Source organism: Diplocloster agilis (assembly GCF_019042275.1).
GTDB classification, from domain to species: domain Bacteria; phylum Bacillota; class Clostridia; order Lachnospirales; family Lachnospiraceae; genus Diplocloster; species Diplocloster agilis.
In genome coordinates this window covers 252,181-262,741 of the sequence record NZ_JAHQCW010000001.1, presented here as the reverse complement: position 1 = coordinate 262,741, position 10,561 = coordinate 252,181, and the positions used below count along the sequence as shown (strand labels likewise).

General features: G+C 47.5%; 8 protein-coding genes. 4 read left to right on the top strand and 4 right to left on the bottom strand.

Annotated elements, in window-relative coordinates:
• The first annotated feature begins 329 nt into the window (after nucleotides 1-329).
• The 4 genes from thrS to KTH89_RS01125 all read left to right on the top strand — a co-directional run bounded on the left by thrS (nucleotide 330) and on the right by KTH89_RS01125 (nucleotide 5,596).
• On the top strand, nucleotides 330-2,246 hold the full coding sequence (gene thrS / locus KTH89_RS01140; RefSeq protein ID WP_238720301.1) for a threonine--tRNA ligase: 1,917 nt from the start codon (nucleotides 330-332) through the stop codon (nucleotides 2,244-2,246).
• 310 nt (nucleotides 2,247-2,556) lie between these two features.
• Nucleotides 2,557-2,871 (top strand): DUF1540 domain-containing protein, encoded by a 315-nt coding sequence (locus tag KTH89_RS01135; protein ID WP_158347297.1) that lies wholly within the window; start codon nucleotides 2,557-2,559, stop codon nucleotides 2,869-2,871.
• A gap of 246 nt (nucleotides 2,872-3,117) precedes the next feature.
• Complete coding sequence (locus tag KTH89_RS01130; RefSeq protein ID WP_238720300.1) at nucleotides 3,118-4,971, top strand: dienelactone hydrolase family protein; 1,854 nt, start codon at nucleotides 3,118-3,120, stop codon at nucleotides 4,969-4,971.
• A gap of 115 nt (nucleotides 4,972-5,086) precedes the next feature.
• The gene (locus KTH89_RS01125) at nucleotides 5,087-5,596 is read left to right on the top strand and encodes a MarR family winged helix-turn-helix transcriptional regulator (protein ID WP_238720299.1); all 510 of its coding nucleotides are present in this window, start codon (nucleotides 5,087-5,089) and stop codon (nucleotides 5,594-5,596) included.
• A gap of 120 nt (nucleotides 5,597-5,716) precedes the next feature.
• On the opposite strand, the gene KTH89_RS01120 is transcribed toward KTH89_RS01125, so the two are convergent.
• The 4 genes from KTH89_RS01120 to KTH89_RS01105 are packed head-to-tail and all read right to left on the bottom strand — an operon-like array spanning nucleotide 5,717 to nucleotide 10,516.
• The gene (locus KTH89_RS01120) at nucleotides 5,717-7,912 is read right to left on the bottom strand and encodes an ABC transporter permease (protein WP_238720298.1); all 2,196 of its coding nucleotides are present in this window, start codon (nucleotides 7,910-7,912) and stop codon (nucleotides 5,717-5,719) included.
• Between the two features lie 5 nt (nucleotides 7,913-7,917).
• Nucleotides 7,918-8,598: an ABC transporter ATP-binding protein gene (locus KTH89_RS01115; protein ID WP_238720297.1), complete on the bottom strand. Its 681-nt coding sequence runs from the start codon at nucleotides 8,596-8,598 to the stop codon at nucleotides 7,918-7,920.
• A gap of 59 nt (nucleotides 8,599-8,657) precedes the next feature.
• Nucleotides 8,658-9,848, bottom strand: coding sequence for a sensor histidine kinase (locus KTH89_RS01110; RefSeq protein ID WP_238720296.1), 1,191 nt, complete (start codon nucleotides 9,846-9,848; stop codon nucleotides 8,658-8,660).
• The gene (locus KTH89_RS01105; RefSeq protein ID WP_158347301.1) at nucleotides 9,827-10,516 is read right to left on the bottom strand and encodes a response regulator transcription factor; all 690 of its coding nucleotides are present in this window, start codon (nucleotides 10,514-10,516) and stop codon (nucleotides 9,827-9,829) included. The genes KTH89_RS01110 and KTH89_RS01105 overlap by 22 nt, the downstream gene beginning before the upstream one ends.
• Nucleotides 10,517-10,561: the final 45 nt, after the last annotated feature.

The window sequence follows — 10,561 nt, the reverse complement described above, 5'->3', positions numbered from 1 at the left end:
CTTATAATGATCCTAGTTGTATACACAGAACATAATCGCCAAAGCGCAGAAGAGAACAGTAGGATATGAGAACCATCCAGAGAGAGGTGTTAATCAGCTGGAAGCACCTTATGGGAAAGATATCTGAAGACCATCCCGGAGCGGCCTTAATACGGCACGGTGACCCCGTTATCGGTCCAAATGAAGTGGTTTTGCAAGAAACAAGAAGGGTGGAACCGCGGATCATAAATGAAGATGTCCGTCCCTTTCCGTGCTGGTACAGTGTGGAAAGAGGCGGTTTTTTAATGCGCTTAAGCGTATGCAGGAGCGTAAAGAAGGGAGATACTAACATGATAGTAACTTTAAAAGACGGATCAAAAAAAGAATTTGATAATGCCATGTCTGTCATCGATATTGCCAAAGATATCAGTGAGGGACTGGCCAGAATGGCCTGTGCAGGAGAGGTAAACGGGGAAGTAGTGGACCTGCGCACAGTAATCGATAAGGATTGTAACCTGAACATCCTGACCTTCAACGATGAGGGCGGACGCGCTGCATTCCATCACACGACATCCCATATCATGGCCCAGGCGGTGAAGAGATTGTATCCCAGTACTAAGCTGGCGATCGGGCCTTCGATTGCGGACGGATTTTACTATGACATGGACCGGGAAGAGCCGTTTACAGCGGAAGAGTTAGAGAAGATCGAAGCGGAAATGAAGAAGATTGTGAAAGAGGATCTGAAGATCGAGCAGTTCACACTCCCCAGGGAAGAAGCGATTCAGTTTATGAAGGATAAGGAAGAACCCTATAAAGTTGAACTGATCGAAGATCTGCCCGAGGGGGAGACCATCAGCTTCTATCAGCAGGGAGAGTTCGTGGATTTGTGCGCCGGCCCTCATCTGATGAGCACAAAACCGGTGAAGGCGTTTAAGCTGACCTCCCTGGCAGGGGCTTACTGGCGGGGCAGTGAGAAGAATAAAATGCTGACCAGAATCTATGGCACTTCTTTTACCAAGAGCGCTGATCTGCAGGAATATCTGGACCGGATTGAGGAAGCGAAGAAACGTGACCACAGGAAACTGGGAAAAGAACTGGGCTTATTTACCATGATGGACGAAGGACCGGGATTCCCGTTCTTTCTGCCAAAGGGCATGGTTTTAAAAAATACTCTGCTGGATTATTGGCGGCAGATACACACCAAAGCAGGCTATGTAGAGATTTCCACGCCGATCATGCTGAGCCGGAAACTCTGGGAGACGTCCGGACACTGGGATCACTACGCGGAAAATATGTATACCACAGTGATTGACGAGGAAGACTTCGCCATTAAACCTATGAACTGCCCCGGCGGTATTCTGGTATACAAATCAGAACCTCATTCCTACCGCGACCTGCCGATCCGAATGGGAGAAATCGGCCTGGTGCACCGCCATGAAAAATCAGGCGCGCTTCACGGCCTGATGCGTGTCCGCTGCTTTAATCAGGATGACGCGCATATTTTCATGATGCCGGAACAGATCAAAGATGAGATCAAAGGCGTTGTACAGCTGATTGACGAGGTATACAGCCTGTTTGGATTTAAATATCATGTGGAACTGTCGACGCAGCCCGAGGACAGCATGGGAAGCGCCGAGGACTGGGCGCTGGCTACGGATTCCCTGAAAGCAGCCCTGGAAGAGTTGAACCTCCCGTATGTAATCAATGAAGGGGACGGCGCTTTCTATGGTCCGAAGATCGACTTCCATCTGGAAGACTCTCTGGGCAGAACCTGGCAGTGCGGAACGATTCAGCTGGATTTCCAAATGCCGCTGCGGTTTGACCTGGAATATATCGGTGCGGATGGAGAACGGCACAGACCGATCATGATACACCGGGTAGCCTTTGGTTCCGTGGAACGTTTCATCGGAATCCTGATCGAACATTTCGCCGGCGCGTTCCCTACCTGGCTTGCTCCTGTTCAGGTTAAGGTTCTGCCGATATCGGATAAGTTCATTGACTACGGAACGGAAGTTCTTCAAAAATTAAAAGATGCCGGCATACGCGCGGAGCTGGATACCCGGGCTGAGAAAATCGGTTATAAGATCCGGGAGGCTCAGACGCATAAAATACCTTATATGCTGGTAGTCGGAGAAAAAGAGGCCGACAGCAAGACGGTTGCGGTAAGAAGCAGGGCTAATGGAGACGAAGGCCCCCAGGCGCTGGAAGCATTTATTCAGACCGTTCAGGAGGAAGTTCGCACAAAGAAAACGGCAGTTCCGAAATAAAAAATTAATTTTTAGATAACGCATAAAAATATTTGAATAGTATTAAGAACTGAGCGCCCGTAATTGATAGGATACCTCTAAAGCAGACAGATAAAATATAAAAATCTGTTACTTTAGAGGTATTTTCCTTGTTCGGAAAAACAAGTTTTGCCGCAAAAGAAAGCGAATAAGCCGTTATAGGTTATCTTGCTGGAAAGTTAAACAGAATTTTAAGATTATCAATTTAATTTTGATTACCTGGCAGTCAGGATAAAAATAGGAGAAAAGGCACATAATATCACTGGAATCTATTTAAAAGGAGGAAATTAAAATGCCGCAATTAGATTGTTCTGTTGATAGCTGTGTCTATAATAAAAGAGAATGCTGCTGTCGTGGTGAGATCTGTGTAGATGGAAGAGAAGCCAAAAGTTCGGAAGACACCTGCTGCCGCAGTTTTGAAGAAAAACGTGGGGATTCTTTTTTAAGCGCTACCGAACATCCTACCCAGACCATTAATGTAGAGTGCAAGGCAACCGACTGCATTTACAACAAGGATTGCATCTGTGATGCGAGACACATCGGAATCGCCGGTTCTAACGCATGTCACTGCGAACAGACGGAATGCGCCAGCTTCTGCTGCCATTAATCCGTATTTACGAGTAATATTCCTTAGGAAATTCTTAGAAGTTTGAAGTTTCTTGGAATATTATTTATCAGAATTTGACAGGAAAACAGAAGATGGTAAGAACAGGAGCTGCCGCATTTTTATCATGCGCGGCTCCTTTTACGCGCATAAGAAAAAGGGAAATCTTATTGCAAATTTTGTTTTGCCGTGATACAATAAAGATGTAAAAATGTATTGGGGTAAAACAAAAAAGGAGGAGGGAACCCTATGAAGAAAACGCGTATGTTTTTGGTAATTGCTTTGCTGCTGTGCATCGTCAGTTCAGCCGGCGCCCATCTATTGCAGACAGATGGAGGGAATGTGGAGGTGACGGAACTTAAGATTCCCGGATCAGACGGCGCCAGTATCAGCGGCTGGTTGTACAAACCGGTTGCGGCCACCCGGGAAAATCCGCTGCCGTTAATTATCACCGGTCACGGAAGCTACAATAATAAAGAGATGCAGGATCAGAATCTGATCGAACTGTCCAGAAGGGGATTTGTGGTATTCGCTCCGGATTCTTACCGGCATGGAAAATCCTCGATCCATTCGGAGGATATGAGTGAATACACCAGCATGGTAGATACGGTGGAAACGCTGTACGCATCCCTAAATTACATAGATAAAGATAAAATAGCCGTTACCGGCCATTCCATGGGTGCGGACCAGGCCAATAACACAGCCCGGTATTACATCGAACGGGAGGCAAAGGGAGAGGGAACCAATAAGATATCCGCCGTACTGAGCGTCGGCTGTGACCCGCCCTACACCTTTTATGAAAGGGAAAACATGGAGGAGCCGGTACCGGTCACAGTGGATTACGGTGTCATTGCCGCCAAATATGATGAATGGTTTTTCCGGCAGCCGGACGTGGACAATAATCCGGCGCGGCTTCTGGAAAGTGAAAATGCCAAAGCCTTTGTAAATCAGGTAGGGGCTCAGGTAACCGGTACGGTAGAAAACGGCCGGATTTATGAAGGCGCCATAGAGGGAGAAAGCTATAAACGGGTCATGTATCAGGTTACGGAGATACATCCGATGAACCATTTTTCCAAGAACAGCGCTGCGGCCATGATCGATTTTTTCTATGACGTATTCGGAGTGCCGTCCGGATTTGAAAAAATAGCAAGCGGCAGCCAGATTTGGTTATACAAAGAATTATTCAATCTGTTAGGTCTTATCGGCATCTTTTTGTTCCTGTTTCCGTTTTCAAAAATACTGTTATCGACCAACTTCTTTGGGGAGATCCGGTCGCCGAAGGCAGCTCCCGCCGCGCCGGCCCTGCGGACGATGGGGCAAAAAAGCGTTTTCTGGCTGACCGTATTGGTGAATACGGCATTGCCGGCCCTGATCCTGATGCCGGTTGGGTATCATCTGATCGGTAAGGAAACCTTTGTACCTGCGGTATATAACAAACTATTCGGTGAAGGAAATACAAACGAGCTGGCCGGCTGGTCCCTGGCCGCCGGACTGTGTATACTGGCCGTCCTGTTCTTTGTATACCGTATCTATGGCAGAAAAAAGGGGGCGGATCTTAGCAGCTGGGGAATTCAAATCTCACCGCGCCGGTTTTTCAAAGCGCTATTGCTTGCATGCCTGACCGTAGGCGCTGCGTACGGGATCCTTTTTATCACAAATTATTTCTTCGGAACAGACTACCGTTTCTGGGTACTGGCCATGAAAACATTCGGCCCGGATAAACTATTATATGCCCTGGCCTATCTCACGGCCTTTGCCGTTTTCTATCTGGTAAATTCCATTGCGGTGAACGGTAACAACCGGGTGGAGGGATGGAAGGAGTGGAAAATACTGCTGCTGAGCTGTGTCAGCAATATTTTAGGCTTGGTTGTCTTAATCGCCATCCAGTATGTCTCCCTCGTTACAAACGGCAGTACGGTATTTAATTCCATGCGTATCGTAAATCTTTTCCCGCTTCTGGTATTGATACCGGCGGCGACGCTGATATCCCGCCAATACTTTAAAGAGACCGGCAACATCTATACCGGATCTTTGGTATTTGGACTGTTCTACTCGGTCATGACCAGCGCGAATACGATGTTTATGGCCTCTATAATAAAATAAACAAATGAAAATTAAACGGCCCTCGGCCGGTTTCCTTGATTTTTTGAGTCTTATCGCTTATAATTTTTGAAATGGATGAAGGCTGGCAGAGTTGGCTTTCAAAACGGAGGATAAGATGGAAACGGACTGGATGGGAAGACATAGAGAGCTGGTAGAAAAGTTTATAAGGCTCTTTAACGTATATGCAAGGCGGTACACAATGGTGTCTCATTTGGATCATACGAATGTGGAGACATCCTCGGCGCAGATCCAAACGCTGGAGTATATTCTGGAGGCCGACGGCAGTCAGAAGATGTCGGAAATCGCGTCGAGAATGGGAATAACAAGGGGCACCTTTTCCAATAATGTAAAGAAACTGGTAGAAAAAGGGTACTTGCAGAAAAGCTATAATCCGGATAATAAAAAGGACGTTTTTGTGACTGTAACCGCAAAAGGAAAACAGGCCTATCAGGAATATTCCGAGTATATCTATCGGCTGTGGTTCCAAAGAATGTTTGAACTGGCGGACCGGATACCGGAGGAGCACCTTCATACCTTTAAAGAGATTCTGGACGGATTCACGGAAGCCTTTAACAGCGAAGAGGAGACAGCCGGAAATGAAGAAGATATAGGTAACAAGGAATAGGTGACCGGGAAGAGGAAACAGCGCCATCCTGATATGGATGCCTGTGGATAGAATAGGGCGTTTGATCTGCAGATATTTTGTCGGCAGATCAAACGCCCTTGCCTGTGACAGGAAATAACCTCAGGTGATCGTGTCATTGCGCAATGCTTCACTTAGGTTACAGCGCAGCAGACGTTTCCCGCCGATATAGTAAGCAAGCGCCACGAAGACAAAGATCGCCAGGCAAAAGATCAAAATGGGAATTATAGGTGCTTCGGCCCAGAACTCGGACGGGTTTAGATGGCTTGCTGCCGCCGCGAATTGCACAAAAGCTACGGTTAAAGGCAATGTGATCAGCAGGGGACGGCCTGCGATGACCAGTGCCTCAACAAAGAACATCTTGCGGATGCCGGCGGGCGTCATGCCCACGGACATATATTGGGCGAATTCCCGTTTCCTCTGGGTGAGAAAACCCAGCGTATTTGAGAATACATTGGCGATGCCGATCACAGCCAGCAGAACGCAGAATCCGCCTAAGATCAGAAGATAACCGGAGATCATGTAGTCATTGGTGATCTTTTCCCCGATGCGGTTCTCGCTTTCGATTTTGTAATTCCTGCTCACAGACTTCGTGATGCGGTCTTCCAATGCTTCCGCGCCGGCCAGGTCGAGCCCCTCATTTCCAAGAACCCGGATATAAGTATCAGCTTCCGCGCTGCCGGTCATCCCGGATATTTTTTCCCACATAGACACAGGAATGAACTGTACCAGCGCGTAGTTGGCATATTCTTCCCTCAATACGGGAACGTCCTGGGTATAGGCCAGCACAGGCAGTTCTGTGGTTTCATTCTGCACGGTATTCTTAAGGAATATAGTATCTTTGTTTTCCACTACAAAGGGGATGTATTCTTTGTAACGGAAATTGCTGTTTACACTGTCCCAGATCCGGTTTAATAGAATAGAACCATCTAAAGAGGGAGCGATATGGACCGATTCACAATATTTTAAAAAGCTTTCATCATCCAGTATTATAATAGGAGCCTTAACCTCGTAATCTCCCTCCGGTGTTTTGGGGGTTTCAGAAAGGGCGCCTAAACCGCCCAATGCGGTCAGTTCCCCGCTCTGCCATTCATCTGGGAGGAGGGTTACCGCCTCCGCCTTTTGATACACGATACAGTCCCGTACCCCTTCCATGCTCTGTAAATCCTGAGTCTGGTCAAAATCCCCGATTCCGGTATCCTTAACGGTCACCATTACATCCCATACATCCTGGTACCGGTCGAAATACGTATATTTTGTACTGAGGCCGGCCAGGGTGAAATAACACAGGATCAGTGTAAAGCTTAAAAATGAGAGGGAGAGGGATATCGTAGATGTGCGCTGCGCTTTTTTCTGCGCCTTCAGAGCATTCCCCGCCAGTTCACCCTCCATGCCAAAGAGGAATGACAGAATACGGGAGCGTTTTTTCTTTTTCAGTTTCAATGTGCCGGTGTTACGAATTGCTTCAAGCGGGGTCAGCCGGCTCAATTTTCCGGCCGGAATCCATGCTGAGAAAAGAACCGTCAGCGCAGAAGACAGGACGGTAATCGCAAATACGGCCGGATGATACACCCAATCCGACGCAAAGCCGCCGGGAATGTTCACTGCGATCTGATTGACGGCCTGCATAATCACATAACTGAGCGCTATACCGAATAAGGTGCCAAGCAAAATGGGCGCCGCGCAGAGGACCATAGCTTCCTGCATCAGACAAATCCGGATTTGTCCGGGTGTGGCGCCTATGCTGGAGAAAATACCAAACTGGTGTATTCTGGCGTTCATGGATACGGCAAAGGAGTTATGAATGATCAAAATAAGGGAAAAAGATACCAGAAGAAAAACAGCCAGATAAAATGCCATCAATAGCGGAGGCTCCTTATCCTGCGGGTCATGAACAAAATATTTGGACAAAAGCAGCAGATGATATTCCGCCGCGGATTCTTCCAGACCTAATTCCGCCGTAATCAAAGGCATGTCCTGAAAGATTGTCCTCATATGATGGAACGTAATATCCACAACCGCCGCATTTTCATCAGACAATTCTTCATTCCATTCCACGCTCTTTACATTGCTAAAACTTCGTATGACCGTGATATCCGCATCTGAAAGCGTTCCGGTAATGCGTCCCTGCCAATTTCCCTCATCCTGAATGATACCGTTGGTTTCCGACACCCAGAGATTAAAGAAAAGGCTGCACAGGAAAGAAAGACAAAGAGCCGAGATTAAGGCCGCCACCATGATCGAGATACTGGACGCACGATTGTTTTTTATATAACTGACGGAATAATCTTTCCACATATCCCTCACCCCCGTATCTGATCACTCAGGATCCGGCCGTCTTCGATCGTTACAATGCGGTCTGTTTCCAAAGCGATCTTTTCATCATGGGTGATGAGCAGAATCGTCTGATTAAGGTTCCGGTTGGACAGCTTCAGGAGATCGACGATCTCCTTTGAGTTTTTGTGATCCAGGTTACCGGTAGGTTCATCTGCCAGCAGAATAGCCGGACGGTAGATCAGGGAGCGGGCAATCGCAACCCGCTGCTGCTGTCCGCCGGAGAGCTGGTTCGGCAAAGCCTCCAATTTGTCTTCCAGCCCCAGAATATGGATAATATGATCAAAGTAATCCTTATCCGGCTTTGCCTTATCGAGAAGCATCGGCATAAGTATATTTTTCCGCACAGTCAAAGTGGGGATCAGATTATAAAACTGATAGACCAGTCCGACTTTCCGTCTTCTGAAAACAGCGGCATTAGCGGCGTTTAGCTGTCCGATATCTACCCCGTCTACCAGCACGCTGCCCTTTGTGGGCTTATCCACACTGCCTAAAATATGAAGAAGGGTTGATTTCCCCGAGCCGGATGCGCCGACAATGGCTACAAATTCCCCTTTTTCAACAGACAGGTCGATGCCATTTAAGGCCGCTACCTGATTGGCCCCTTTTCCAAATACTTTTTCCACATCTGTACATTTCAATATCTCCATGGTGAACCTCCTGTATTCCTATGGTTTGTTCCACCATTATAGCAAAGCAAAGTGACATCTCAGTGACTGTAGATGCGAATCTCAAAACAGGCGTGATGTTCGGCAGTGTTTCCGGCGCTGATCACGCCGTTTTGCATTTCTATGATAGCCTTGGCCAGCGGAAGGCCGATGCCGATTCCGCCTTCCTTCGCATTTTTGCCGCGGTAAAACCGTTCAAAAAGATGCGGAATATCTTCCTTATCGAATCCCGGTCCCTCATCCCAGATCAGAATCTGTGCATACAAAGGATTTTGTTCATAAGTACCGTGTACGGTTTTTAACTTCGGGGTGTGTTCCATACAGTTTTTGAACAGGTTGATAACCGCTTCCATGGTCCATTCCAAATCCGCCATGACCGATACGGCTCCCATTTCCGGAATGTCAATGGAAACCTTTGCCTGCCTGAAAAGCTCCTGGAGATGATCGGCTGCCAGCGTAAGAACGGTGAACAGATCCACTTCCTTTCGTTCCAGGACCAGCGTGCCCGCGTCTATGCGGGACAGCAGCAGAAGCGTCTCTTCAAAGCGGGTCAGCCGGTGCAGCTGCTGTTTGATTTGTTTCGGATAAATACCGGAGGGATGCTCCAGCATCATCTGATTGGAAAGGGAAATGGCTGTGATGGGTGTTTTTAATTGATGCGCAATATTAAAAAGGTTATCCGCAAAATTGTTCTTTGCTTTCAGCGCCTCATCACGGGTCTGATAAAGCGAGGTTACGGTTTTATAGATTTCATCCTGCAGCCGTGAATACTCATCGTCCGCCGTTTCTAAGAGCAGCCCTTGGGCGCCGGTATTAACCTTTCCCAGATAATGGGTCAGGGCCTTAATCCGGGACAGCTCTTTTTTATGCCGGTACCAAAGAGCGAGTATAAACAACAGAGCTCCGGCGGCAAAACCGATACCGGAAAAGAGGCTTATATAGGATGGATCCCAAAAATCAGCCGGTTGGTATCCGAAGGCCGGAAGAATATTATTCTCAGCCGCCATGTCCGGAGCTTCCTTGTGTTCCTTTAACACTTCAGCCAACAAGAGCCTGGAGTCCGGCCGGGCCTCTATGATTCCGTTACAGATATTTCCGATTGTCTGATATTGTTTCTGCCCGTAATACCTGGTCAGCAGCAAAGCCGTAATGGTTACCGAAATCAAACTGACAGCCAGTACAGACAAAATACAGAACCGGATATTTAAGCTCAGTTCTTTTCCTTTATGCATTCGCTCTCCTCCATACGATATCCAAAGCTGCGTACCGTCTTCAGGCAGGACGGGGATTTCAGCTTTTCACGCAGACGTTTCATGGTGACAGTCAGCGTGTTATCATTTACAAAGCTGCCGTTCATATCCCAGACCGACTGCAGCAGCCGGTCCCTTGTAACGGTTTTTCCCTTGTTCTTTAACAGAAGTAAGAGAAGCTGATATTCCATCTGGCTCAGACTGATTTCTTCCCCTTCACAGAACACCATCATCCGGCTCTGATCCAGGGAAATTAAATCGCAGGAGAGATACTGCTCCGATACATTTCCCGCTCTGCGCAGCAGTGCACAGATACGGGAATACAAAACATCCAGTTCGAAAGGTTTCACCACATAATCATCCGCGCCGTTTTGAAAACCGGATATAACGTCCCGGGAATCATCCCGGACTGTAAGAAAGATTAAGGGCAGATCATTCCAATGAGAACGGATAAAACGGCAGAAGGCATCCCCCTGGCCGTCCGGCATATTCCAATCCACCAGGACAAGTCCGGGCACGCGTTTTTGGAACGCTTCCTTAGCACTTGCTATCGTTGCATACACAGAAACGCCGAACCCTTTCTGTTCCAGATAATCCCGGACTACAGCCGCAATATTCCGGTCATCCTCAATATAATAAATTTCAATCATTATCCACCTCCGCATGTACCTATTATATTTTGAGTTACCTTTGAA